A 26,398-nucleotide genomic window follows, 5' to 3' on the forward strand; every position below is an offset into this window, starting at 1 on the left:
TCATGCATAAGCAATCAACAGAAAAGCATTACATGAATCGCAGCGGCTGGCTCAGAGCGGGAGTTTTAGGAGCTAATGATGGTATACTTTCTACCGCCAGTATCATTATAGGAGTTGCGGCAGCGAGCAGTACACGAGATCCTGTTTTACTGGCAGGTGTAGCAGGTTTGGTGGCTGGTGCCTTATCTATGGCAGCAGGAGAATATGTGTCAGTTAGTTCTCAGACTGACGTAGAAAAATCTGACTTGGCGCGAGAAAAACAAGAGCTTATAGACACGCCTCAGGAAGAACTCATAGAATTGGCAAAAATCTACGAAGGAAGAGGCTTAACGACCGAAACAGCTCTGGAAGTAGCTCGACAGTTAACAGCTCATAATGCACTAGAAGCGCATGCAAGAGATGAACTTGGGATACATGAAATGACAGAAGCAAAACCTTTGCAAGCAGCACTTTCTTCTGGAGTGGCTTTTACCGTAGGCGGATTTTTACCTGTGGTAGTAGCTTTTCTAGCGCCTTTAAACGGTATGGAATACATACAGTACGCCTTTGCTATTTTATTTTTAGCGGTGCTGGGTATCGTAGCTGCAAGAGCCGGTGGTTCTAACCCTTTAAAAGCAGTACTCAGAATTACCTTTTGGGGAACGCTTGCTATGGGGTTAACGGCACTTATAGGATACATGTTTCAAGTAAATCTCGCTTAAAAAGTTGGAAGGAACATGGTTTGTTTAGAAGGGCTTTATCAGATGCAGTCTGTTGGAATTTCCCTAGATTAAATTAGAAGTTTAAAAATAAAAAAAAAGCGCTATCATCATTGATAGCGCTTTTGATTTTAAGAGGTAATTAAAAAATTAATACATGTTTTGCAATGCAGTAACGTCATTGTTATTGAACTCTCCGTCAGTACTCCCAGAAAAACAAGCATTCATTAAACTAGATGGATCCCATCCAGTTGCAGTTCCAGGAATATATACAGCACCTGCCGTACCAGCAGCTTCTCCACTTTGTCCACAAGACTGACGTGAAAAATAATCACTATGACGGAAACCTATAGAGTGTCCTATTTCATGAGTAATAACGTGCTCATTTACATTAGTAGAAAAGCCTTCTAAATTATAAATTTGCACAAATTTATTTGGCACTCCAGAGTTACTAGGGAAACCGGCAACACCACCACTACTAGAATTACTGCTAGAAGTATCATATACCACCATATCTGCTGCTTGGAAATTGGTTCCAAAAGTAAGCCTGAGGTCCAATGAAACACCGCTTAGTCTATTGTAATTAGCTACCGCCCATCTCAGACCAGATTGCGCTTTACTGGATAATCCATTGGCGTTATTTGCCGTATATCCAAGGATATCAATAGTTCTATTAGTTCCTGTAACTAAGTTAAATGTGCGGTATTGCTTTTCTAAAGTTTGAATTTGTTCCAAACCAAAGAATTGCTCTTCTGTTAACGCAATATCGTCTTCAATAAAAATGCGTTCTCCAGTTTTTCCATCGGGAAAATAGAAATCGCGAATTTCAATATCGTCTGGATTGTATCCGATTTTTTTTGCGTGTTCTTTAGCAAGTTCTAAGGTGCTTTTAGTCTGATCAACTGTAATTTCTTGATCTTGCTCACAAGAGGTAAGAACCATTGCAATTGATGCAAATCCTAGTAAAGAGACTTTGAAAAATGATTTTTTCATAATAAAAGATTTAGGGATTAATTATTTAACGATCTAAAACTAGAACTATTTTTCATAATTTTTAATAAATAAAAATGTATCGTTCATCTATAAAATAAGCGAATTAAAGTATTTTACCCAGTTATAGCAGCTGTTTATTAAACATTAGTTACTTATATAGTATTTTTATTATTCGATGAAATACGTTATCAATAGGCGTTTTAGGATGTATTTCATAGAATGGTTTGAACAAATGATAATTAAATAAAGTGTAAACCCTATCTTTTTAATAGAGTAAAAGCTCTAGTATGTTGGTAAAAAGGCAAATGAGATACCTATCGACAATTATTTACTCATAATTTACATAGCGATACTACCTATTTTATCGAAGCATTTGCTGTTTCTAGTACAGCAGGTATATAATTATTTAGTACGCACATAAAGAGTACCGTGAAGAGTAAAAGCATAAAATAAAAGACTTTTACATAACTAGGGTGAAGGACGGGACTTAGGGAACTAAATTCAGCATAAACTTCTCGTCCCTAGTTCTTTGTTTTCAACAATTTATGAGAATAAAAAAAGTCCTAGATTTCTCTAGGACTCTTAAGGGTGAAGGACGGGACTTAGGGAACTAAATTCAGCATAAACTTCTCGTCCCTAGTTCTTTGTTTTCAACAATTTATGAGAATAAAAAAAGTCCTAGATTTCTCTAGGACTCTTAAGGGTGAAGGACGGGACTTACGGAACTAAATTCAGCATAAACTTCTCGTCCCTAGTTCTTTGTTTTCAACAACTTATGAGAATAAAAAAAGTCCTAGATTTCTCTAGGACTCTTAAGGGTGAAGGACGGGACTTACGGAACTAAATTCAGCATAAACTTCTCGTCCCTAGTTCTTTGTTTTCAACAATTTATGAGAATAAAAAAAGTCCTAGATTTCTCTAGGACTCTTAAGGGTGAAGGACGGGACTCGAACCCGCGACTTCCGGCACCACAAACCAGCGCTCTAACCAACTGAGCTACAATCACCATATCGATGTGAGTTTTATTTAAGTGGATCTCAAGAATTCAACCACTCGCCTTTAGCGGATGCAAATTTAATATAATTCTGAAAACTGGGTGTAAAATATTAGTTTTTTTTCAATTTATTTAAATCAAATCAAAAATACTCTTTACAGCCGGATGTCGCTCGCTCGTAAAGCCCTCAGCATGTTCCGTTCCTATAAGTCTGCCGTAGTTGGCACTGCGGTATTTTATAGATTCTAAAAAGTTTTTTGAGTTGATAGGTGTTTGAGGACCTTTATCTCCAGGCTGATAGAATTGGGTTCCGTAAGCTTGTACTGCTGCCATTTTATCATCTATAAAACCAGTAATGTCCACCACAAAATCAGGCGCTATATCCAGCCATTGTATGTAATGATACACCTGTTTGGGTTTCCAAGGTTCTTGAATTTCCCCGTCTAAACTAGTTTCTATACGTTTCAGACCAGAGAGAAAACAGCTGACACTTGTCAACTCAGATGCCTTTGCATGATCTGGGTGTCGGTCTTTAATAGCGTTGCACAAAACTATTTCTGGGCGGTACTTCCTGATCATTTTGACAACTTCTAGTTGATGCACCTCATCATTTACTAGAAAACCATCTTTAAAGGCTAGATTTTCTCTAACAGAAAGTTTAAGGATTTTTGCCGCCGCAGCTGCTTCTTGATCTCTTATTTCTGCACTGCCTCTGGAGCCCAACTCGCCTCTAGTTAAATCTAGAACACCAGTTGTTTTACCTAAAGACTGTTCTTTCAGTAAAACTCCTGCACAACTCAATTCTATATCGTCTGGATGCGCTCCTACGGCAAGTATGTCTAATTTCATATTAGTTTTTTTTACGACTTTTTCCAATCGCATTTTCTAAATCAGCGATAAGAATTTCTGGTTCTTCAATACCTACAGAAAACCTTAATAAGCCATCAGAAATACCTTGTTCTTCTCTTTCTTCAGGAGTCAGCAGGCTGTGTGAAGTGGTACTAGGTGCTAGAATAGTACTTTCTACACCTGCAAGACTTAAGGCAGGCATAATCACTTCTAGTTCTTCTAAGAAAGTGGTGTAATTGATGTGTTTTTTAAGTTCAAAGGACATCATACCACCGTAGGCATTCATTTGCTTTTTAGCGAGTTGGTGTTGTGGATGCGATTTTAACCCCGGATAATTTACTTTTTTAATGTCTGGATGTTGATCTAAAAATTTAGCTAGTTTTTTAGCGTTTTTAGATTGTGCCTTTACTCTTAAAGCTAGAGTCTTGATACTTCTTTCTAACAGCCATACCGTTTGATCACTTAAGCTACCGCCATAATTCTTGGCAGTTTTCCAGAGTCTATCCATATGCACTTGGCTACAACTTACCGTACCTGCACAAATATCGCTGTGACCGCCTAAATATTTAGTCGCACTGTGTATGACGATATCAATTCCAAAATCGGCAGGAGTCTGGTTGATAGGGGAGGCAAATGTGTTATCTATTGCGGTTGTTAAGGAATTCGCTTTCGCGAAAGCGGAAACCAAAGCCATATCTGTAACCTCTAACAATGGGTTGCTAGGTGTTTCTATGTACACCATCTTAGTATTAGGCTTCAAACTTGCTTCCAGACTTTCTTGATCCACATGCTCGATCATGGTGTATTGAATACCTACATTTTCAAACTCTGCCGCTGCAAAATGAGCAGTACCACCGTAAATAGCCCGCTGCATGATGACGTGATCTCCAGTTTTAAGAAAAGCCATAAATACGGCACTAATAGCTGCCATCCCACTACCGAATATCATTCCAGCTTCCGTATGTTCTAATGCCGCCATCTTTTTACCAAGAGCCACTTGATTAGGAGTATTAAAATAACGCGGATATAAATTGGTTCCTTCGCCTCTGTAATCATAAGCAGTGGATGTGTAAATAGGGGCCGTTGCACCGCCATAAACTTCATCTTTTAACTGTCCTGCATGCACACAAACGTAGTTGGGATTTCTATTTTCTTTCATATTGCCGAAATTAGTAAGATTGTAAGGATTAAAAGTAAATTAAATGTGAAATAAAACAGGTGCCACCCTCCATCAAATGCTCGTCTTAAATTTCCGTTTATTGTTCAGGAGTTAATTATCTTCACGGTATGAGCAAGCTTTTTACAAATATTAGGGAATTAGTTCAAGTCAGGGAACAAACAGATCAACCATTACGTGGCCGTCAAATGGATGAACTGCCATCGATTAAAAACGCCTATTTGTGGTTGGAAGATGGTCTGATTAAAGATTACGGCAGTATGGATAATTACCATCCTCATCCTGCCGAGGAGGTCTATGATTGTACCGGTCAGATCATCACGCCAGGTTATGTCGATAGTCATACGCATCTGGTTTTTGCAAGTACTCGTGAGAAGGAGTTTGAGGATAGGATTCACGGACTTTCCTATGAAGAAATTGCCGCTAGAGGTGGAGGTATATTAAATAGTGCCGCTGCTTTAGAAAAAATGACCGAAGAGGAGCTGTTTGAACAAGCGCGATCGCGACTGGACCAAGTGGTTGCCCAAGGTACTACAGCCATAGAAATAAAGAGTGGCTATGGACTAAATCTAGAAAGCGAATTAAAAATACTAAGAGTGGTATCTCGCTTGCGCGAAAGCGGAACAAATAACCATCATAAAATCCCAATAAAGTCAACTTTTCTAGGAGCACATGCTTTTCCATTGAAATACAAGGAGGATCGGGAAGCTTATATCAAACTCATTATAGAGGAGATGTTACCTAAAATAGCAGAAGAACATCTTGCCGATTATATAGATGTTTTTTGTGAGCAAAATTATTTTACAGTTAAGGAGATGCTGCGTATTATAGAAGCAGGAAGTGCTTATGGGCTTAAAACAAAAGTACATGTGAATCAGTTCAACTCTATAGGAGCGGTAGAAGCAGCGGTAACAGCTGGAGCGGTAAGTGTAGATCATCTCGAAGTTATGGACGCCTCAGATTTTACTGCCTTATCAAGTTCAAAAACCATTGCAACTGCCTTACCTAGTTGTTCTTTCTTTCTGGGACTTGATTATGCGCCAGTGAATGAAATGATAGATCGGGATATCGCCGTGTCTTTGGCAAGTGACTACAATCCGGGAAGTACGCCTTCAGGTAATTTAAACTTTGTTTTTTCTTTGGCTTGTATAAAAATGAAGATGACACCACAACGTGCTTTTAATGCGCTTACGGTAAATGCTGCTCATGCATTAGAACTTCAAGAAGAACTAGGAAGTATCACTAAAGGTAAAAAAGCTAATCTTATGATTTTTAAAAATATAGAGAGTATTGCTGCTATACCCTATAATTTCGGACGGGTTATTATCGATCAAGTTGTTGTTGATGGTCAATTTATTTAGAAAGATATGAAGGAGCATTTTAAACTATTTACAAACCAAAAACGAGAGCATTACGTTTCTCATCGGTATGATTTAAATAAAGAAGGCCTTTCAACATTGGAAGATGAGGCAGTTTGCTTTGCGCAGTCCATGGAAGTTTGTGAAGATTTAAAGAAACTTTCTAAATTAAAGGCAAAATACCTTATTCTAGGTATTCCTGAAGATATTGGGGTACGTGCTAATCTGGGTAGGGCAGGAGCGAGTGAAGCTTGGGAGTCCTTTTTAAAATCTTTTTTAAGTTTACAACAGACTTCTTTAAATGATGGAAGGCGATTTTGTGTTTTGGGAACGGTTTATACAGAAGATTTAATGCTGCAGGCTCAAAATTTAGCAGCATCTTCTCATAAGGATAGAAAGCAATTAAGTGATCTAGTAATATTGCTGGATCAACGGGTAAGTGAAATCGCCTCTTTAATTATAGCAGCAGGAAAAACACCTATAGTCATAGGCGGTGGTCATAATAACAGTTATCCGCTATTGAGAGCTAGTGGTTATTCTGTTCCAGTAGATTGTATCAATATAGATGCACATACTGATTTAAGAGCTGCAAAAGCAAGACATAGTGGCAATGGTTTTCGCTATGCGATTCAAGAAGGGTACTTGAAAAACTATTATATGATAGGAATACAAAAAAATTACTTGAGTCAACCGATGATTGATCTGATCGCGCAAAGTGATGCGATAGATTACAGTTCCTATGATTTTGAAGATTTTAAACTTCAACAAGAAGTTCTAAAAGCTATAAAGCATGTCGATACCACCAATTTTGCGCTAGAAATAGATATGGATGTGGTGGCTCATTTTCCTTCTAGTGCGCAAGCGCCATTGGGTTACTCCTTTCAAGAACTGAGGCGTATGATGAATGAAATTCTCAAAAAAGCGCGTCAATTCCCTAAATACATTCATATTTGTGAGGCAGCACCTCGTTATGGGTATGAAAATCAAGTAGGTAAAGCACTGGCAACTTTAGTTAATGGTCTTCCTTAATTTATGAGCTGGCAGTTTACTTTTCTTCCTGTTTTTCTGATTATTTTTTGGTTGCTGTTTGCGCTTAAGAACTTATCCTCTTTTAGAAAGGAATTTCAAAAGAGGGACAGAAAAGAGCGCTCCTCAGAATTAGGTAAGCTATTTATCAAAGACGTACAAAAGAAATATATGTGGCGATCTGTTATTGCTTTGATCGTTTGTCTGGGCTTTTATTTGGCTTTTTATCATACGCAATAAATGTAGATTTTCTATGATTTTGAGAATTTTAAGGTTGAGAAAAGTCAAAAGAAAGACTAAATAAAACCAATTTAGTTTGTGAATAGCTTAGAAGTAAAATGATTTTTTTTATGTTTATGGAGGCGAAAAATAATTGCTTAGCTTGTGTCATGGAATTATTTTTTAACGAATAAGAAAGGTAAAAAGAAACGATTTATACGCAACATTTGAATGCTAAAATGGTATCAATCTAAGAGCTATATGTCTGGAGGCTATATCCTAGAAATATACAAGAAAGTAAAAAAGCGCACTGGTAAAAGATGCGCTTTAAGAGGAGCTAAATACACCTCTAATTTTCAGTATATTCCTTTTTTAAAAACGCTTCATCTGTAAGTGTTTTCATAAAGTTGATAAGGTCTGTTTTTTCTGGAGTTGTTAAGTGTAAGGAATCTGGTGGTAATGTCTGGAACTCTTGATCTGTTATTCCTATACCGTAACCACCACCTAAGTTATAAAACTCTATGACTTCTTCCAGCGTTTTATAGGCTCCGTTATGCATATAAGGAGCGGTAAGCGCTATATTTCTTATGCTAGGTGTTTTAAAGAAGTGTTTTCTATTATCTGTTTTAAAAAGTTCAAACCTTCCTAAATCAGGATCGATGGTCGCATTTTCTGTCGTGGCTATTTGGGGTACTCCTATATGTTCCATTTCTGTTTCCATGAAATCTGGTGGTACAGTACCATTAAAAACAGGTGCAAAATGGCAGGTAGCACATTTTGCTTTACCATTGAAAAGATTAAATCCGTTAATTTCTGAAGCCGTTAACGTGTTGATCTCATTTCTAATATTGCGATCCCATTTTGAATTCCAATAATTAAGACTGCGCACATAATCTGCAATGGCAGTTCTTATCGTATGCTGATTGATAGGAGTAGCATAGGCTTTTTTAAAGTCCTTGATGTAGGTAACATCTGTATCAATATGTGCTGAAAATCTTTTAAGATCAGAATGGAATTCCTGTGAGTTATTAATAACCGAAACGATCTGACCTTCTAAACTACCAGCTCTTTTGTCATAAAAAAAACCTTGTTGGTAAGCACTATAAGTAAGACTTGGACTGTTGCGATTTAATCCAGAAGAGGTAACAAGTCCATCGGTAAATGCCAGCTCGCTTTTATGACAGGTAGAGCAACTAATCGTTTGAGAAGTGGAAAGTTGCGGGTCATTAAACAAGCGTTTTCCTAAGGCAATTTTTTCTTCTGTAAGCGGTGTTACTTTTTGGTCTGCAAAAAAATCTAGTGATAATGCTTCTTTAGAAAACAAGCTGGAAGCATTATTATCCATGGCCATCTGTAAAGGGAATGCTACGTTCCAGTCTTTTGCAGTGTCGTTCCACAAAACAAGCATTGGATCGATATGAGACTTAATAAACTCATACCTATTGAAATCTTCAAAGTTGCTATTCTTTAAAAACTGTTTTGATTGTCTAAATTTTTCTTTCCAAGATAATTGGAGCTGGCTATTCGTAAACTTATGGTCGTAGAGCTCTAGTATTTGCTCCGCTTTCGCGAAAGCAGTAACCGCATCCATCAAACTACTTTCTAAAACAGGAGAATCAAAACCGGTAACTCCTGCAGTGGCGGTGCGTATGAATTGCTTGCGAACCAGCCAAAGAACATGGTAGGGCTTAAAAAATGCTAAGTCTGTATTTCTTAAAAGAACCAGCAATCTCGAATGAATTTTACCAGCTATTTTCTGCACAGATGCAATTTCTGGTGTATCGCTGAAAAGGTTTTCTTCTAAGGTCTGAAAGCTACAGGGTTCATTTATTTTAATATCTGTAAGATCTTCTTCCTCTACTTTGAGAATATTAGGTGCATTCAGAAAGTTGTAGTTGTTTAGATCATTAAAAGACAGTACAGGCTCTATTTTTTTAAACGCTGTGCGTGCTTTTTTGAAATAATCCCTCAGGCTGTCGATATGGGAAGTTAGGGTTAAAGAATCTATATAATTGGCACAATTTTGCAGATCATTTAGATACATATTCTGGAGTGCAGAAGACGGTTGTAGATCTATTTGTTCAACATATTCTTTCTGTTCCTGTTTACAAGAGATCAGTAGCAAAAGAAGACCTGTAATCAAACAGGTCTTCTTTAATAAAGTGGAGGTCAGTAAACCCATCTTATCGGTCTAGCCCGGTTAAAACGTACATCATACTTCCTTCTTTACGGCTACTTGTAACATCACCTACGGCGTTAGGATCAGAGAATGCACTACCGTCTGCAGGTTCCCAACCGTGATTTTGTGTTATAACCATAAATGTCCCGTCTATTCCTACTTGATCAGAAACGTCTATCATTCCTGTGATTTCCCAAATGCTGGTCTCACTTCCTATTCCAGCGGCAGCCGCACTTACTTGGTCGCATTCTAGAACGGTTTTCAATACGCCAGTATTTAGGTTGTATTGATACAATCTTGCATAATGAGTTCTAACAGCATCATCAAAATAGCCATTGGGATCCTCTTGAATGTAAGCATAGTTGGTAGTGACTAGAATATTATCAGGACTGTGAAATCCCCATGCTTTGCCACCTATTTTATCGCCGTCAAGAACACAAGTGATTTTAGCAGGTCCAGTAGGGTCTGTTTCATTTAATTCTACTTTGTAAATGCGACCATATTGAGAACCTTTACCGACTAATGCAGCTCTCTGACGGCCAGTTACTGCAAAGTAAACTTCTCTTTGGTTATTATCGTCTCCACGTCTCCAGTCGATATCTTCCAGCCTAGAGAATCCCATGACACCTTTAGTTTTAGCCTCTGCATCCAGTAAGTCTATATTCCTCTCATTAAGCTGTACAAACTCTGCATCATAAGATTGTCCTTCTTGCATATCCATTTCAAAGTTAATCCCAGCCGCTGTTACCTTAAGTCCATAAAGATTACCATTGTAAAGATCTCCACGATCTCCAACGTACATTCCTAGCTGTCCAGAAGGAATACTATTATCAGAATCATCATCTCCTATAAATACAACTGTTTTATCATCATAGGCATTTTTTCCTATGGCGACTGCGTTCTCTGTACTCCATTGTCCCATTGCGGTAAGCATTTCTGGAAACATTCTTGAGGAGCTATGTTTGGTAACTTCTGTTGCAAAAACTCCTTTTGAAGCGCCGCCCCATTCTCCACCTGAGAGGTATAAGGGTCCGAAGCCGTGCTCTTCTGGAGTAATTAAAGAACCAGAACATTGTGCGGTAGATCCTGTAGCTTGTGCATTAAGGATGTATTCACCTGCAACTGGTTTGAAGGTTTTATCTAGTGTAATGCGTGCGATAGAATAATCTGCCTCGATGTTATTGATAAGCGTGTAGTTTTCCTGATCCGTATTGTAGATCAATCCACATCCATCTGCCATGGAGCCATAAACGAATTCAGGTGTTTCTATCAGCTGGTCTGCACTCGAAAGAATAGGGTACACATTTACAGAAGAAAATTCAGCTGTTGTTTTTAAAAAGTTAGGGGTTGTAGAGTGTGCTCTAAGAACAACTTCATCAGCTTGTGGATTTGTTCTTAGGGACTCTTCATCATTACAAGCAGTTATAGCTAGCATTCCAGCTGCTGCAAAAAGGAGGTAATTTGATTTCATTTTTATGTTTTTTAGTTGTTACAAAGCTATTTCTAAGACGCTGTAATTTTGGAAATTTAATATGATGCTTGTTTTACAATTGTGTTAGCTGTCAGACAAAATGGTGTTAGGAGAAGGTTGTCTATTTAAACTTAAAGTTTTTGAAGTGTATTTAACATTTTGCTATTCAGGGTTTTATTTCTTAATTACGTAACTTTAATTTTATTTTGTACGAAATGAAAGTAGTAGAATGTAAATTTGAACACACCTAAAATGAAATGAAATGAAAAAAGTATTTATTGCCTTATTTGCTATTTCTATGATGACTATTTCTTGTAAAGACAACAAGGGGGAGACTGTAGAAGAAGAACTATCCACTACCGAAACAATAGAAGAGCAAACATTGCCAGAGCCTAACAATATAAAAGTAACGCCTCTATCTCACGCGACATTTGTAATGGACTGGAACGGTCAGATTATTTATGTAGATCCTACAGGCGGAGTTGCTGCTTTTGAAGGTATGCCTGCAGCTGATCTAACTTTGATTACAGATGTACATTATGATCACTTAGATGAGGAAACGCTTGCTGCCGTAAAAGGAGATAGTAAGATAATTACTCCACAAGCTGTAGCTGATAAGATGGTAGGTTTTAAACCTTCTAACATTATTAATAACGGCGAAACTAAAACTATTTTAGGAATAGATATAACAGCTATCCCTATGTACAACCTTACCGAAGGTAGATTAGAGATGCATGTTAAAGGAAGAGGAAATGGATATGTATTAGAGAAAAATGGTTATCGTGTTTACATCTCTGGAGATACAGAGGATATTCCTGAGATGAGAGCCTTAAAGAATATAGACAAAGCATTTTTATGTATGAACTTACCTTACACGATGGATATCGACCAAGCGGCAAATGCTGTTCTTGAGTTTCAGCCTAAGCAGGTAATCCCGTATCACTACAGGGGTACAGAAGGGTTTCAAGATGTAGAAAAATTCAAGCAAATGATTGACGATACCAATAGTGATATTAAGGTAACCCTTATGGACTGGTATCCTGTTAAGGCAGAATAACCATTCTAGAATCCATATTTAAAAAGGGAATACTGCCAAAGTTTTCCCTTTTTTTATGTGTTAAATTGTTGGTGTGATCTCTTTAGTACAGAATCAAGTACGGCATCAACTTCTGTTTTAAAATACCACAGAAAGCGAGAATAAAAAACCTATCCAAAAAATACTTCATACATATAACGTCCTGGAACGAAGGTAAAGCCGCCAGCAATCATTAATGCACCAATGTAGAGCAGTATCATTTTAATTTTGTGTTTTTTTACTTGGCCTTTTTTAATCGCTATATAAGCTGTAGGAACTGACCAAAGTGTCAAAAAACTAAACAAATGAATCCACCCGAAATGTCCTAGAACCTGAGGTCCTACCATCGCAGGCATAAATAGAGAAACAGTAGCGGTAATGAGCATGGAAACCATATAATACTTACCTAATGATCTGTGCCATTTAGTTCCCTTACTGAATAATAGCAGGTATCCTCCTACGAAAACACATGGTATTACCGTGATCAGATGCGTATACATCAATGATCTGTACAGGAAAGAGTAATTTTCCATGATTCTAAATTTGAATACAATATAACTGGATTTATTTTAAGAGCTACCATAATTTAACCGTAGCTATGTACTTTGATTGGTAAACTGTCTGTAATCAAAAAACCCTCGAGCGCAGCTGGAGGGTTTTTAAAATGTTAATCAGGTCACGTCCTAAAATAGCGATACACTAAAACCTCAGTGTAATGAAAACCTCAGAAAAAGCGGGTTACGTGAAGCGTACCCAAAAAGATTACTCCGTTTCTTTTAAACTCCAAGTGGTTCAAGAAATGGAACTTGGTGAATTAAGTAGAACTGAAGCTTGTCTTAAATATGGAATACAAGCAAAATCTACTATTAGAGAATGGCTCAGAAAATATGGTAACTTTGATTGGGAAAATCAATTACCAATTACTATGGTAAAGACTCCAGAACAAAAATACTTGAGTTAGAGGCTAAGGTCAAGCTTCTTGAGAAACAAAAGGCGAGAGCAGAGCATCTGGCAGAGCGAGCCGATAAAAAAGTCATCACCTTCGATATGTTGGTTGATATGGCTGAGAAGGAATATGATATTCAGATAAGAAAAAACTACACGCCCGAGTTATCCAAGACTATAAAGAAGAACACAAAGAAACGTTAGTTTCTACCTGTGATTTACTCGGGCTGAACAGACAAGTCTACTATAGAGCACTGAAATCAAAAGCCGATAAACAGTCCATTACACAACAAGTCATAACCTTGGTGCGTGGAGTTCGTAATATCATGCCCAAGCTGGGTACAAGAAAATTATATCATATGCTCAAAATGGAATTATCAATGTTGAAGGTGGGAAGGGACAAGCTCTTTAGAATACTTAAAGCCAATCATCTGCTTATAAAACCTAAAAGAAGCTATCATGTAACCACTGATTCACACCATAGATTTAGAAAACATAAGAATATAGTTAGTAACCTTGATATAAACAGACCAGAACAAATATGGGTAAGCGATATTACCTATGTAGGAACAAGAACAAATCCATCCTATCTAGCACTGATTACAGATGCGTACTCTAAAAAAGTAATGGGTTACAATGTTTGTGAAAGTCTAGCTGTTGACGGCTCGTTACAAGCTTTGGAAATGGCCTTGAATAATAGGGATAGCGAAGAAGAACCCTTAATCCATCATTCAGATAGAGGATTACAATACTGCTCAAATGACTACCAGGCCTTGCTAGGAAACAACAACATAAAAGCTAGTATGACAGAAAAGTATGACCCTTATGAAAATGCTATTGCAGAAAGGATTAATGGTATACTAAAGCAAGAGTTCCACATTGCCCGAAATATTAAAAATCTTGATTTAAAGAAAAAACTAATCAAAAATGCAATCGGAATCTATAATAATTTAAGACCACATTTATCTAACCACATGCTAACACCAAGAGAAATGCACAAGCAAAATAAACTGAAAAGAAAACAGTACAAATCAAAAAAGCTTAACGATGCTAGCATCGTTAAGCTTTAAATCATAAATTTAATCCTTATAATAATCTGTATCGTTTATTTAGGACTAGACATCAGGTTTCTAAAGAATTATATTACCCTATAATCTCATTAAAAGTTTTACTCGGTCTCATGGCAGCTTCTGCTTTAGCAGGATCTGGCAAATAGTAACCACCTATATCCATAGGCTTGCCCTGTACAGCGAGAAGTTCACTAGTAATTTTCTCTTCGTTTTCTACAAGTTTGTTCGCTAATGGCGCAAATTGTGCCGCAAGTTCTTCATCAATATCTTGATCTGCTAGTTCTTGTGCCCAGTAGGTAGCAAGATAGTATTGAGAACCTCTGTTATCCAGTTGATTTACTTTACGGGAAGGAGATTTTCTATTGGTCAAGAATTTCTCTGTTGCTCGTTCCAGTGCATCAGCGATGATCTGCGCTTTTTTGTTTTTATAAGATATAGCAAGATGTTCTAATGAAACTGCAAGTGCTAGAAATTCTCCAAGAGAATCCCAACGCAAATGATTTTCTTGCTCAAATTGTTGCACATGTTTTGGAGCACTACCACCAGCACCGGTTTCAAATAATCCACCACCATTCATTAATGGAACGATCGAGAGCATTTTTGCACTAGTTCCTACTTCAAGAATAGGGAACAAGTCTGTATTGTAATCTCTTAATACATTTCCAGTGACAGAAATCGTGTCTTTTCCATCTTTCATTCTTCTCAGCGTACGTTCGGTAGCTTTTATAGGAGAAGCGATCGTAATATCAAGTCCTTGAGTATCGTAATCTTTAAGATAATGAGTTACTTTTTTGATAATCTGAGCATCATGTGCTCGGTTTTTATCCAACCAGAAAATAGCAGGATCATTAGTTGCGCGAGCTCTTGTAACCGCAAGCTTTACCCAATCCTGAACAGGAGCATCTTTAGTTTGACAAGCTCTCCATATGTCCCCAGCTTCTACAGTATGTTCTAAATATACCATACCATCAGCTGTATCAACTACTTGTACTTTACCGCCAAATGCAATTTCAAATGTCTTATCGTGAGAACCGTATTCCTCTGCTTTTTGAGCCATGAGGCCTACATTAGGAACAGTTCCCATAGTAGTAGGATCAAATGCACCGTTCTTCTTACAGAACTCTATAGTAGCATCATAAACCCCAGCATAAGCACTATCTGGAATAACCGCTTTTGTGTCTTGGGATTTTCCATCTTTATTCCACATCTGTCCAGAATTTCTGATCATAGCTGGCATTGAGGCATCTATAATCACGTCACTAGGCACGTGGAGATTAGTAACACCGTGGTCACTATTTACCATAGCCAGTTGAGGTCTATATTTATACACGTCACGCAGTTCATCTTGAATTTTTTCTCTTTCCAATTCTGGAAGTTCGTGAAGTTTGCTTAATAGATCGCCTAGTCCGTTATTAACGTCTACACCAATTTTATTAAATACACTAGAGTGTTTGTCAAACAGTGGTTTGAAGAATGTTTTTACCGCATGACCAAATATGATTGGGTCGGATACTTTCATCATCGTAGCTTTCATGTGTATAGAAAAAAGAACATCTTTCTCTAAAGCATCGTCTATTTGTTCTTCTAAAAAGTCCAATAAAGCGGATTTGCTCATGTATGTTGCATCTAGAATTTCTCCTTTTAATAAAGAAAGTCCTTTTTTAAGTACATGAACTCTACCTGCTTTATCGATCAATTGTATGTCGACTGTAGTGTCTTTTTTTGTAGTAAAGCTTTTCTCGTTATGAGCAAAATCTCCAACAGTCATTGTGGACACATGAGATTTAGAATCTTTACTCCAAGCACCCATAGAATGAGGATTGTTTCTCGCGTATTGCTTAACAGGTTTAGGAGCACGACGGTCAGAATTACCTTCACGTAAAACTGGATTTACGGCGCTACCTTTTATCTTATTATAACGTGTTTTAGCCTCTTGTTCTTCCTCGGTTACTGGTTCTTCAACATAGTCAGGAATATCATATCCTTTTGCTTGTAATTCTTTAATAGCTTCGATCAGTTGTGGTAAAGAAGCAGATATATTAGGCAATTTGATAATGTTTGCATCAGGTTGCTTTACAAGCTTACCTAATTCAGCAAGTGCGTCTTCTTGTTTTTGACCTTCCTTTAATCTTTCTGGGAAAACAGTAAGAATTCTACTGGCAAGTGAGATATCTCTGCTTTCAACATCAATTCCTGCAGAAGCGATAAACTTTTTAATGATAGGTAAGAAAGAAGATGTTGCTAAGGCTGGTGCCTCATCTGTTTTAGTATATATGATCTTGGGTTGATCTGACATGATGAATTGGATTTTAATTTGTAATAAAACGATAGGATACTGCATCGTTTACGATCTATTTGATCAGCCTGCAAATATAAAGAAATGAGGCTATTTTTGAAAGATTTTCACTCAGGCTTAGCACTTAAAGTGTCAATTTTTGAAAGAAACATCTCCTATCAATAAATAAGTCTATAAAACCTTATCGCATAAAAAAAGCTGCCCGATTTGGACAGCTTTTTTTATGCAATTGAAAAGGATTACTTTCTGCGCGCTTCTTTGATACGTGCTTTCTTTCCAGTAAGTTCTCTGAAGTAGAAAATACGTTTTCTACGTACAGCTCCTTGTTTGTTTATTTCTATTTTTTGAAGAGCTGGAAGGTTGATAGGGAAGATACGCTCAACACCTATGCCACCAGACATTTTTCTTATAGTAAATGTTTTTGATAAACCAGTACCTCTTAATTGAAGAACAACTCCACGGAAGAACTGTATACGGCTTTTTTCCCCTTCTTTGATCTCATAAAATACAGTAATAGTATCTCCAGCTGAGAATTTAGGAAAATCTTTTTTTTCTATGAATTCGTCTTGTACGAATTTTACTAATTGTTCCATGTTACTAGGAATTAATTTATTTAAGTAATTTACTAACGTTCACGATTATCGTCAGAGGTTAATTTTTACGAGTTGCAAAAATACAACCTTGTAGTAAACTGACAAATAAAATAAGAAGTTTTTAAAAGGGCTTACCTGATAATCAGTTTTTTCACAAAATTGGAGGAGTTAGTACTTACTCTGAGAAAATACATTCCAGTACTGAGCTTAGAAACATCAAAGGTTTGTACATCACTGTTAATGCTTCTTTTTGCATTATACACTTGTTTACCCAAGGAGTTGATGATGGTTAGATTCAAATCGTTACTTGTAGAGCTGGAGAAGGTAAGTTTTAAATAACCGTCTTTTACTGGATTTGTAAGGATCGTGAGTTTTTCCTTTTCTTTTTGAATAGGTGTGGTAACAACGGTATTATTAACACTATCTTGAAAGATAGCAGTACTGAAGGAAAACGTAAAAACGCTTAGTAATAAAAAGAGTAAAGTTTTTCTCATAATAATATTGTCTTGTAAAGTTAAAACTTTTTAACCAATTATCAGTGTTAATCTTCGCTTAAAAGGTCAGGCCTTCTTTCTTGTGTTCTTTCAAAGGCTTTTTCTTCTCTCCATAACTCTATGGCGCCAAGGTTACCACTCAATAATATCTCAGGAACTTTATGTCCTTTATAGTCTGCCGGACGGGTGTAAACAGGTGGAGCCAGTAATCCGTCTTGGAAACTATCGGTCAATGCACTAGTCTCATCACTAATCACGCCAGGAATTAATCTGATCAAGGCATCACATAAAACAGCAGCTCCTAGCTCGCCTCCTGACAGTACATAATCACCTATGGAGATTTCTTTAGTAATATAAAGGTCACGCACCCGTTGGTCGATTCCCTTATAATGCCCACATATAATCATGATGTTTTCTTTAAGGGATAAATGGTTAGCCATTCCTTGATTTAAGGTTACACCGTCTGGAGTCATATAAATCACCTCGTCGTAATCTCGTTCTCCCTTCAGTTCGTGGATCATCTTATCCAATGGCTCAATCATCATGACCATTCCTGCGCCACCACCGTACTGATAATCGTCTACTTGATTGTATTTATTAAGTCCGAACTTTCTTAAATTATGCATGTGCACTTCTACAAGACCTTTTTCAATGCTTCGTTTTAAAATGGAAGCTTCAAAAGGACTTCTTATCAATTCGGGTAATAAGGTGATGATATCTATGCGCACGGTACTTGTTTTATAGCAAAGTTAAGCCAATTGATAGAGGTATAGGTTAGAAATTAAAAGTTGTTAACGATCAATAACTGATGTTTTATAAATACGAAGCGCCAAATTCTAAAATTGCCAATTAGTCGCTCGACGCCGCGCTTTTAGATTCTTGATTGTCTATTTGAGAAAAATCCCTTATCTCTATATCACAAAATTGCCGATTCTCATGGAAGGCTGCGCCTATGAATTTTTGACAGACGTTTTTTAAGCGCTAAACGCTATTATCCAAATCTCAAATTCTAAATATCTTTTTAAACCTTGCACTTTCTTTTTGCGTAATACTTCATAAGTGACACTAAATTTTCAAATCTAACAAACGATCAGCTCCAGTCACTTTCTTCAATCTCAAATATCTCTAATACGTTTACTTGAAAAACGCTAGCCATTTTTAAAGCAAGTAGTGTAGATGGTACATACTTTCCTTTTTCTATCGTATTGATGGTCTGGCGGCTTACTTGAATTTTATCAGCGAGATCTTGTTGTGTTAGATCATTCATAGCACGCAATACTTTTAATTTATTCTTCATGACTCGCCGTTTTAAGTTGGTGTTTTTTCCATTCAAACCGAATAATGAAAAATAACAATAAGGTAAATACATTAAAAACAGTCATCATAAGCATATCAAAATCGGCCAAAAAGAATAAGGATAATATCAATATGGAATAATTAAAGTAAATAGCCCATATCAAAGAGCTTTTTCTGATATCGCTTATCAATTCATCTTCAATACGTTCTTTAGAGAACCCAAACATCAATCCGCCGATAATGATAGATAAAATGATAAGGTGTATACTAATATTTGTTTCTACCATCTGAAAATACTGTCGCTCAGAAAAAAGAGGATTAGTCATAATTACAGGCATTCTGATGTCTAGAAAAGATAATTCCACATCAACATTAAAAAACAACCCCATTATAAAAAGGGTAAAACCAACTATAAATAAGAGCAGACCTGCTTTTTTATACTTGTTCGGAAATAAATAATTTTTCATAATACGTAGCATTTAGGAATTTAAATGTACAATAAATTTGATTATAAGTAAATTAAACCATACAAAAAGTAAAATAAGATTTACAATACAAGGTTTTAAAAAATCACTAATTAACTATGTCACTAGTTTAACAACTATTAAAATAGTTTGATAACTATAATAATAGTTATATATTTGGAATGGTACCAAGCAAACTTAAAAATCATGAAAACAAAAAATATTTCATTCAGCATTATATTTTTTATGGCTTTAGCCTCATGCATTCAATTTGAAAAAGAGGGATTAATAGAATCTGAAACTGCTGTAACGGCATTTAAGGTGAAAGCCGAAAATTTAGATGAATTGAAAAATTTTGATTGGCAAACTGTAAAAGAAATGTTTAAAGAAAATGATGAGGATCAAGAAATTACTTTGGAATTTGAATTTGTCAATAATTCTCAAATCGTTACATCAAAAAAGAGACTAGATAATTTCACTTTTAAATTAACTGGAAAAACATCTCATATAGATAACATGACTTCTAAGCTTAAAAGGATGATTGATAAAATTGCCGATATAGAAGTGGAAGAAGTACAGATAACCATCAAAGTGTAGGTCTTTAAAAAGATAATTGCTCTAGAAAAGCACTTTTAACTTCAAATAATAAGTAATAAATAATAATACATACCATCATGGACAAATTAACGCAAAAAGAAGAAGAGGTAATGCAGGCACTGTGGAGCCTGGAGAAAGCCTTTGTTAAAGAAATCGTTCCCCAATTAGAGGGTGCTAATCATTACAATACTGTTTCTACTATTGTTCGTAAGCTGGAAGAGAAGGGGTATGCAGCTCATGAAGCATTTGGAAAGACGCATCGTTATTTCCCTGTGGTCGAAAAAGAAGCCTATCGCAACAAGTTTGTCAATAATGCGATGACCAGTTACTTTAATGATTCTTATAAGAACATGGTTTCCTTTTTTGCCAAAGAAGAGAAAATAAGCGCGACCGACTTACGCGAGATTTTAGAAATGATAGAATCTAAAGAGAAATAAGATGGAAACAGCTCTAGAATACCTTTTAAAAAGCGCCGGAGTACTTAGTATCTTCGTACTTATCTATCATTTTCTGTTGCGCAGACTGACCTTTTTCAATACTAACCGCTGGTTTTTACTATCAGGAATTGTGGCAAGTATCCTTTTCCCTTTTGTAGAAATTACTCAAACCGTTTACCTAGAGCAGCCAGAGCAACTCACCTATTTACCGCAACAACTGTCAACTTCCATGGCCATGATATTGCAGCAAACTCCAGTGGAGTCCACACATCCATACGATTATGCTTTGTTAGCCTTTTACATTTACGCAGCTATTTCTCTATTTTTTCTTGGTAAAATGCTTGTAGAACTGAGCTCGCTAAGAAGTTTAATTAAAGCTGGAAACAAGACTCGATCTGGTAAATTTATGATGGTGACGCTTTCGCGAAAGCTGACACCTTTCAGTTTCTTTAACTATATATGTTATTCTCAAGAAGATCAAAATACACCAGAATTAGATTTAATTCTCGATCATGAGAAAGTCCATGCAAGAGAATGGCATTCTATAGACCTACTGCTATCGCATGTTTTTAAAGCTCTATTCTGGATCAATCCGCTGGTGTGGGTATTAAAAAGGCAAATAGGAGAAAATCTAGAATTTATAGCCGACTCAAAGGCCGCAACTCAAAATACCACAGGAATGAGCTATGAGCGTACTTTATTAAGCGCCGTTGCCAGCTATAAACAGCCAGCACTGGCAAATAATTTCTTTACTCCTTTTATTAAAAAGCGAATTCTTATGTTACAAAAAGAAGCCTCAGCAACATGGAATGTCTATAAATATGCCTTGATATTGCCCGTAATCGTGATTTTCCTTTACAGTTTTAATGTGGTGGAAGAGATTGAATATGTGGAAAATACCAAAACACGAATGGTCCATCAAAAGGATTCTAAATTTGAGGAATTAGTTTTTGATATTACTAGTAAAACTGATGATAAACAGTTAGAAAAGTATAGAAAGCTCATAGAGTCTAAGATGGATTACCAATTGAGGTTTGATGACTTAGATAGAGATGTAAACGATCTTTTGAAAAAAATGAGTGTGTCTGCAAAGTTTCCTGATAGAGAATGGGAAAAAGGTTTTACCGTGTTGCTTACCGATAAGGATTTGATTCTATTAATGGCTTACCCTGATAAGATTTCCTTGCATATTCCAAAAGATAAAATCACACTATCAATAGATCAAAATGGAAGTAAAGTACTCGTGCCGGAAACGGATCTTTATGGAGATGCACCGGAGGTTACAGAAGAAGCTACAAAACCAATCGTAGATTTTGATCATAGCATTACTTTTAAAATAGATGCAACATCTACAAAAGAATATCTCGATGAAAAGAAGGCGTATTTAAAAAAGGAATATAAGGTAGATTTTGACTACAGTAGATTGAAAATAAAAAATGCAAAGGTCGTAAGAATTAAAATTACGCTAGACGATAATGATGGCTATACCAGTTCCCAATCCTATTCTAATGATGACGGAATACCTGAAATATGTGTGACAGGAGTTATTAAAGAAGATTCTCAGTCATGGAGTATGGGTGCTTGTAAGGCTAATACTCCTCGTGAATCTTATTCCTTACCTAGTAGGGTAAGTTATTCGGTATCCAAAAACGCTTCTTCCATTGATATGGATAGTTTAATGAAGCAGGTGAAGGAGCAAATTAAGAACATCAATCTAGAGGAACTACATCTAGATTTGCAAAATATCCAGATGGATATTATTCTTAAAGAGGCATCTATTCAAATGAAAAATCTCGACATAGATTCTTTACAAAATGAATTGCAAATTCAATTTAAGAAGATGAACATGGATTCGTTGACGAATACGTTAAAGATGTTCCATTTTAAAAATCCACAAACAGCGCATGCTTTTGAAAATGGTATTTCTACTAGACCCACTACAGCCGCTCAAATCAAACAAGGTTTAGGAAAAAACCCACCTCTTACGATTGTTGATGGAAAAGAAATGGAGGAGGAAGAATGGAAGTTAATACATCCAAATTTTATTGAAAGCATAACCGTTTTAGAAGATAGTGCCGCCACTATAAAATATGGAGAGAAAGGAAAAAATGGGGTTATGCTTATAAAAACGGCCTCAGGAAAACAGAAAGAACTAGAAGAAAGAAGGTTTTATGTTCAGGGCAAAAGAAAATCTTTGGATTCTGTAAAACAAAAAATGTATATAACAAGAGATTCTCTTCTAGTAAACAGATCTGAGGAAATGGAGGAGCGACGAGCGCAAGCCTTATTGAAAAGAGAAGAGACTATGGCTGACAGATTTGAAAATGTCACAATTGACTTTCTAACTGATCATAAAGGTCATGGTCGCCTTGCTACAGATAAAAAGGAAACTTTTTACATCACAGACATGTCTAAAGAAAGTTTTGAAAAGTTTCAGAAACAGCTAGAAAAAGCAGGACATACTTTTAAATTAATTACCCACCACATGAAAAGTGATCGATTGGTGAAATTGAAATATAAAATAAACGGTTCTCAGCATACCTATGAAACTAATAAAGGAATAAAGGAACTTCAGATTAAATTTATGAAAGGTGAAAAAACCCCCACAATAACTACTATTCCTTATTAGAAAATATAGATTTTTACTAGGATTATCCACAAAACCCATTCTAAATATTCAGAATGGGTTTTGCGTTTTATTAATACAGTTCGAGCTTTCAAAACCTTACATTTGAGCTATGAAGAAAGAAGTATTCAAAATCCTGTCTAAAATCAATAAAGCAGTTTTACCCAGCTTTACAAAAAGAAGACTAGACCTTGCAAAAGCAAGTAGATTGCAAATGGCAGTTTTTGGGTACAAATTATGGGTAACTAAAAACTCGCTAGACTAATGTTTTGTAATATACCAGATCAATTAGGTAGAATGATCTCGCTTGATCAACTACCAGAACGCATCATATCTTTAGTACCCTCTCAAACAGAATTATTAATAGACTTAGGTCTGGAAGATAGGCTTGTGGGACTTACCCGTTATTGTATACATCCAGCTGGATTGATAGATAAAAAAAAGGTTGTAGGAGGTACTAAAAAAATAGTAGAATCTCGTATTTTAGAATTACAGCCAGATCTTATTATTTGTAATCGAGAAGAAAATACACCTGCCATCGTTTCCTTTTGTGATCATATTGCACCTACTTATGTTTCTGATATCGATAACTTAGAACAAGCACTAGAAATGATAGCTGATCTAGGCGAGATCACAGGATCCAAATTCAAAGCAAAATCATTGATCAGAAATATTTCCAGTTCTTTTAAGACCTTAAAAAAACCAGAGCTAGATCATAAAGCCTTGTATCTTATTTGGAAAAAACCTTATATGAGTGTTGGAAAAGGTACTTTTATCAATGACATGCTTGAGAAAGCGGGATTTATAAATGCTGCTCAAGACTTTGTCAGATATCCAGAACTAGATGTGGATGCCATGATCAAGCTTCAACCAGAAGCTGTATTTTTATCCTCAGAACCTTACCCTTTTACTGCTGATGATATCGCCGAGTTGAAACTAGCATTTCTTACAGCTCCATCGCAAAGCCCGATTAAACCAAACGTCATTCCAGACTTTAAGGTAGTTGACGGTGAGTTGTTTTCTTGGTATGGATCAAGGTTATTAAAGACTCCAGAGTATTTACAAAGCTTACAGCCTAAGAAAAGCGATTTGACTTTTTAAGACAACACTTTTCTATATTTCCTGTAACTTTGAGTTTATAACTGATACAAATCAATTAAAGAATTATAAAATGAAAAAAATAAGCGGATTAGGTATTGCAGCAATTATAGCAGGATTGTTAGTTATTTACGGCATCTATTGGTACAACAGTACTATAGGGACTAATGAAGGAGTAACGAGTTCCTGGGCAAATGTAGAAACTACCTATCAAAGGCGTAATGACTTGATTCCTAATATTGTTGCGACGGCTAAGAAGTATGCTGAGTTTGAACAAGAAACTTTGATAGGAGTGATAGAAGCACGCTCTAATGCTACGTCTATCAAAGTGGATGCCTCTAAACTCACAGCAGAAAATATAGCGGCTTACTCTAAAGCGCAAAGTGCGGTCAGCACAGGATTGGGGAGACTGCTAGCCACCTATGAAAACTACCCTGATCTCAAAGCAAACGAAAATTTCAAGGAATTAATCAATGAGTTAAGCCGTTCTGAAAACAGAATTAGTGTTGCCAGAACACGATATAACGATGCTGTAAAAGTTTATAATGTAAAGATCAAACGCTTTCCAGGAAATTTAATGGCAGGTGTTTTTGGTTTTGATGAAGCGGCATTTTATAAGGCAGATGAAGGTGCAGAAAAAGCACCAGATGTAGACAACTTATTAGGAAATAATTAAGGATGGCAGTTAAAGTAGAGGACTTTCTCACCGCTTCACAAGAGCATGCTATTATAGAAGCCATACGTCAAGCAGAATTGCTTACGAGTGGAGAAATACGCGTGCATCTGGAATCCCAATGCAAAGAGCCTGTGAAACGTGCCCAAGAATTATTTCATTTGCTTAAAATGGATAATACTAAAGAAGAAAACGGAATTCTCTTTTACGTGTCTGTAGATGATAAAAAGTTTGCTTTGATAGGTGATCGCGGTATTCACGCTCGAGTAGGAGATGATTTTTGGAGTGCTGTTAGAGATGAGGTTTTGTCTCGTTTTCGTGAAAGCGAGTTTCAAAACGGACTCATCGCAGGAATAGAACTAGTAGGTGAAAAACTCGCTGCCTATTTCCCATGGGATACGGATGATACCAATGAACTTTCTGACGAAATATCTGTAAGCTGATGAGGTATTTTTTATACATATTTGTAGTTTTTATAAGCTGTTTTAACTTTGCTCAAGCACAGTTTGACATTCCTAGTCGTCCTTCAGATAGGAAACAAGTTTTTGTTTACGATTATGTAGATATATTGCCTAAGGCACAAAAGGAAGCGCTTAACCTCAAATTAAAACGATATGCTGATACGACCTCTACACAAATTGTATTTGCCATTATAGATAGTGCTAACGGGGAAGAACTGGATGCACTAGGAGCAAAGTGGGGAGAATCATGGGGTATAGGTCAGAAAGATGCAGATAATGGTATTTTACTAATTCTCGCAGTTAAAGATCGCAAAGTAGATATCAATACAGGTTACGGTATTGAATCTAGGTTATCTGATTCTGATGCAGAACGTATCGTCAACCGAGTACTGGTTCCCAATTTTAGGAGTAAAAATTACTATGCAGGTCTGGATCAAGGAGCAGATGCTATTTTTCAGGGCCTACAAGGTGAGTTTAAAGGCTCTGCTGCTGCTAGTGATCGCATTCCTTGGTCTTTTTTATTGATCATTGGGGTGTTTCTTTTGGTTGTTATTCTCAATTTGCGCAATAAAAATAAAGGTGGTGGTGACTCTGGCGGTAGAAATTCCAATAGCTCTCTACTAGATATTATCGTTTTAAGCAGCTTGGGACGAGGCGGTTTTGGCGGCGGCGGTAGTTCTGGTGGTGGTTTTGGCGGCGGCTTCGGCGGTGGCGGCTTCGGTGGTGGTGGCGCTGGTGGCAGCTGGTAGTAGAAAGTATCATTTGCCTAAACGCAACATATCCATCAATGAGAAGATGATAAATAGAAGAGCTATTTTTAAATAACACGATTAAAGATCCACCTATATTAAGTAGCGTTTTAGTTCCATGCGTCACTGGATTAAAATGACTTTCAGAAATGAATTAATACAACAAACACAGGTCATGTATGTTTTGCTGTATTCCAATAAGTATGAGGGGAAGCGCTTATTCATTAGAAATAAGATGCGAACTCTTTTAAGTATCATAGAAGCTGCTTTTTAAATCAAAAAAACGACGCAGCTTATTGGCGTTAGTCGGTAGTCTAAAAGGCGATAAACATGGTTTAACTATGTATCTTTGCAAATAATTTTGAGAACTATGGCATTGAATAAGAATGGAGTATTAGGATGGGCAACTTTGATCATGATCATTATAGGAATTGGCTTGATCGCATTAGGAGCTTATAGATATACAGATGTAGGATTTGGTTTTGCAGCAATAGGTGTAGGTTTCTTTGCGATTGCTTGGGTGTTTAATGCGCTTAAAGGAAGGGTATAAGTGAAAGAAG

27 protein-coding genes and 1 tRNA gene are annotated in these 26,398 nt (G+C 36.5%); 15 read left to right on the forward strand and 13 right to left on the reverse strand.

The annotated features are described in order from the left end of the window. The first annotated feature begins 2 nt into the window (after window positions 1–2). Entirely contained in the window at window positions 3–701 is a 699-nt protein-coding gene (locus F0365_RS10505; RefSeq protein ID WP_169933643.1) for a VIT family protein, read from the forward strand. A 147-nt stretch (window positions 702–848) separates the two neighbouring features. Here F0365_RS10505 and F0365_RS10510 read toward each other — a convergent pair whose 3' ends face one another. The 4 genes from F0365_RS10510 to F0365_RS10525 all read right to left on the reverse strand — a co-directional run bounded on the left by F0365_RS10510 (window position 849) and on the right by F0365_RS10525 (window position 4,693). Beyond that, window positions 849–1,691: a M57 family metalloprotease gene (locus tag F0365_RS10510; protein WP_169933644.1), complete on the reverse strand. Its 843-nt coding sequence runs from the start codon at window positions 1,689–1,691 to the stop codon at window positions 849–851. 931 nt (window positions 1,692–2,622) lie between these two features. Further along, window positions 2,623–2,698, reverse strand: a tRNA-His gene (locus F0365_RS10515). Window positions 2,699–2,817: 119 nt separating this feature from the next. Then, on the reverse strand, window positions 2,818–3,534 hold the full coding sequence (gene bshB1, locus F0365_RS10520; RefSeq protein ID WP_169933645.1) for a bacillithiol biosynthesis deacetylase BshB1: 717 nt from the start codon (window positions 3,532–3,534) through the stop codon (window positions 2,818–2,820). 1 nt (window position 3,535) lies between these two features. Beyond that, window positions 3,536–4,693, reverse strand: a complete 1,158-nt coding sequence (locus F0365_RS10525) for a trans-sulfuration enzyme family protein (protein ID WP_169933646.1) — start codon at window positions 4,691–4,693, stop codon at window positions 3,536–3,538. 128 nt (window positions 4,694–4,821) lie between these two features. On the opposite strand from F0365_RS10525, the gene hutI reads away from it, so the two are divergent. Both hutI and F0365_RS10535 read left to right on the forward strand, forming a co-directional pair. Further along, entirely contained in the window at window positions 4,822–6,072 is a 1,251-nt protein-coding gene (hutI, locus tag F0365_RS10530; protein WP_169933647.1) for an imidazolonepropionase, read from the forward strand. 6 nt (window positions 6,073–6,078) lie between these two features. After that, window positions 6,079–7,098: a formimidoylglutamase gene (locus F0365_RS10535; protein WP_169933648.1), complete on the forward strand. Its 1,020-nt coding sequence runs from the start codon at window positions 6,079–6,081 to the stop codon at window positions 7,096–7,098. A 565-nt stretch (window positions 7,099–7,663) separates the two neighbouring features. Here F0365_RS10535 and F0365_RS10540 read toward each other — a convergent pair. Together F0365_RS10540 and F0365_RS10545 are read right to left on the reverse strand one after the other, a co-directional pair. Next, complete coding sequence (locus tag F0365_RS10540) at window positions 7,664–9,496, reverse strand: cytochrome-c peroxidase (protein ID WP_169933649.1); 1,833 nt, start codon at window positions 9,494–9,496, stop codon at window positions 7,664–7,666. Window position 9,497: 1 nt separating this feature from the next. After that, a complete protein-coding gene (locus tag F0365_RS10545; protein ID WP_169933650.1) occupies window positions 9,498–10,964 on the reverse strand; it encodes an alkaline phosphatase PhoX in 1,467 nt (488 codons plus the stop codon). Window positions 10,965–11,226: 262 nt separating this feature from the next. On the opposite strand from F0365_RS10545, the gene F0365_RS10550 reads away from it, so the two are divergent. Then, window positions 11,227–12,021: an MBL fold metallo-hydrolase gene (locus F0365_RS10550; protein WP_169933651.1), complete on the forward strand. Its 795-nt coding sequence runs from the start codon at window positions 11,227–11,229 to the stop codon at window positions 12,019–12,021. A gap of 149 nt (window positions 12,022–12,170) precedes the next feature. Here F0365_RS10550 and F0365_RS10555 read toward each other — a convergent pair whose 3' ends face one another. Beyond that, window positions 12,171–12,572 (reverse strand): DUF2306 domain-containing protein, encoded by a 402-nt coding sequence (locus tag F0365_RS10555; protein ID WP_169933652.1) that lies wholly within the window; start codon window positions 12,570–12,572, stop codon window positions 12,171–12,173. A gap of 182 nt (window positions 12,573–12,754) precedes the next feature. Here F0365_RS10555 and F0365_RS16465 point away from each other — a divergent pair, with 182 nt between their 5' ends. Together F0365_RS16465 and F0365_RS10560 are read left to right on the forward strand one after the other, a co-directional pair. Continuing rightward, window positions 12,755–13,000: a helix-turn-helix domain-containing protein gene (locus F0365_RS16465; protein WP_206071276.1), complete on the forward strand. Its 246-nt coding sequence runs from the start codon at window positions 12,755–12,757 to the stop codon at window positions 12,998–13,000. Window positions 13,001–13,151: 151 nt separating this feature from the next. Next, window positions 13,152–14,054 carry an IS3 family transposase gene (locus tag F0365_RS10560; protein WP_206071339.1) on the forward strand — a complete coding sequence of 301 codons (903 nt, stop codon included), beginning with the start codon at window positions 13,152–13,154 and terminating at the stop codon, window positions 14,052–14,054. A gap of 73 nt (window positions 14,055–14,127) precedes the next feature. On the opposite strand, the gene F0365_RS10565 is transcribed toward F0365_RS10560, so the two are convergent. The 6 genes from F0365_RS10565 to F0365_RS10590 form a co-directional block, all read right to left on the reverse strand. Beyond that, window positions 14,128–16,350 carry an NADP-dependent isocitrate dehydrogenase gene (locus F0365_RS10565; protein ID WP_169933653.1) on the reverse strand — a complete coding sequence of 741 codons (2,223 nt, stop codon included), beginning with the start codon at window positions 16,348–16,350 and terminating at the stop codon, window positions 14,128–14,130. A gap of 239 nt (window positions 16,351–16,589) precedes the next feature. Beyond that, window positions 16,590–16,943 (reverse strand): 50S ribosomal protein L19, encoded by a 354-nt coding sequence (gene rplS / locus F0365_RS10570; RefSeq protein WP_169933654.1) that lies wholly within the window; start codon window positions 16,941–16,943, stop codon window positions 16,590–16,592. A 131-nt stretch (window positions 16,944–17,074) separates the two neighbouring features. Beyond that, window positions 17,075–17,437: a T9SS type A sorting domain-containing protein gene (locus tag F0365_RS10575; protein ID WP_169933655.1), complete on the reverse strand. Its 363-nt coding sequence runs from the start codon at window positions 17,435–17,437 to the stop codon at window positions 17,075–17,077. Between the two features lie 47 nt (window positions 17,438–17,484). Then, the gene (gene trmD, locus F0365_RS10580; protein ID WP_169933656.1) at window positions 17,485–18,165 is read right to left on the reverse strand and encodes a tRNA (guanosine(37)-N1)-methyltransferase TrmD; all 681 of its coding nucleotides are present in this window, start codon (window positions 18,163–18,165) and stop codon (window positions 17,485–17,487) included. A gap of 362 nt (window positions 18,166–18,527) precedes the next feature. Beyond that, complete coding sequence (locus tag F0365_RS10585) at window positions 18,528–18,734, reverse strand: helix-turn-helix transcriptional regulator (protein WP_169933657.1); 207 nt, start codon at window positions 18,732–18,734, stop codon at window positions 18,528–18,530. Continuing rightward, window positions 18,724–19,200: a hypothetical protein gene (locus F0365_RS10590; protein ID WP_169933658.1), complete on the reverse strand. Its 477-nt coding sequence runs from the start codon at window positions 19,198–19,200 to the stop codon at window positions 18,724–18,726. The genes F0365_RS10585 and F0365_RS10590 overlap by 11 nt, the downstream gene beginning before the upstream one ends. A 204-nt stretch (window positions 19,201–19,404) precedes the next feature. Between F0365_RS10590 and F0365_RS10595 the strand changes: the two genes are divergently transcribed. From F0365_RS10595 to F0365_RS10635, 9 genes are all read left to right on the forward strand, one after another. Next, window positions 19,405–19,794, forward strand: coding sequence for a hypothetical protein (locus tag F0365_RS10595; protein WP_169933659.1), 390 nt, complete (start codon window positions 19,405–19,407; stop codon window positions 19,792–19,794). 77 nt (window positions 19,795–19,871) lie between these two features. After that, the gene (locus F0365_RS10600) at window positions 19,872–20,231 is read left to right on the forward strand and encodes a BlaI/MecI/CopY family transcriptional regulator (RefSeq protein ID WP_169933660.1); all 360 of its coding nucleotides are present in this window, start codon (window positions 19,872–19,874) and stop codon (window positions 20,229–20,231) included. Window position 20,232: 1 nt separating this feature from the next. Beyond that, the gene (locus F0365_RS10605) at window positions 20,233–22,860 is read left to right on the forward strand and encodes a M56 family metallopeptidase (RefSeq protein ID WP_169933661.1); all 2,628 of its coding nucleotides are present in this window, start codon (window positions 20,233–20,235) and stop codon (window positions 22,858–22,860) included. Window positions 22,861–22,969: 109 nt separating this feature from the next. Continuing rightward, a complete protein-coding gene (locus tag F0365_RS10610; RefSeq protein ID WP_169933662.1) occupies window positions 22,970–23,122 on the forward strand; it encodes an SsrA-binding protein in 153 nt (50 codons plus the stop codon). Continuing rightward, complete coding sequence (locus tag F0365_RS10615) at window positions 23,122–23,958, forward strand: ABC transporter substrate-binding protein (protein ID WP_169933663.1); 837 nt, start codon at window positions 23,122–23,124, stop codon at window positions 23,956–23,958. The genes F0365_RS10610 and F0365_RS10615 overlap by 1 nt, the downstream gene beginning before the upstream one ends. A gap of 70 nt (window positions 23,959–24,028) precedes the next feature. After that, window positions 24,029–24,631 carry a LemA family protein gene (locus F0365_RS10620; RefSeq protein ID WP_169933664.1) on the forward strand — a complete coding sequence of 201 codons (603 nt, stop codon included), beginning with the start codon at window positions 24,029–24,031 and terminating at the stop codon, window positions 24,629–24,631. A 2-nt stretch (window positions 24,632–24,633) separates the two neighbouring features. Continuing rightward, window positions 24,634–25,071 carry a TPM domain-containing protein gene (locus F0365_RS10625; RefSeq protein ID WP_169933665.1) on the forward strand — a complete coding sequence of 146 codons (438 nt, stop codon included), beginning with the start codon at window positions 24,634–24,636 and terminating at the stop codon, window positions 25,069–25,071. After that, window positions 25,071–25,838: a TPM domain-containing protein gene (locus F0365_RS10630; RefSeq protein WP_169933666.1), complete on the forward strand. Its 768-nt coding sequence runs from the start codon at window positions 25,071–25,073 to the stop codon at window positions 25,836–25,838. The genes F0365_RS10625 and F0365_RS10630 overlap by 1 nt, the downstream gene beginning before the upstream one ends. Window positions 25,839–26,208: 370 nt before the next feature. Further along, a complete protein-coding gene (locus F0365_RS10635; RefSeq protein WP_015360740.1) occupies window positions 26,209–26,388 on the forward strand; it encodes a CAL67264 family membrane protein in 180 nt (59 codons plus the stop codon). The last annotated feature ends 10 nt before the right edge of the window (window positions 26,389–26,398 follow it).

Source organism: Nonlabens sp. Ci31 (genome assembly GCF_012974865.1).
Classification (GTDB): domain Bacteria; phylum Bacteroidota; class Bacteroidia; order Flavobacteriales; family Flavobacteriaceae; genus Nonlabens.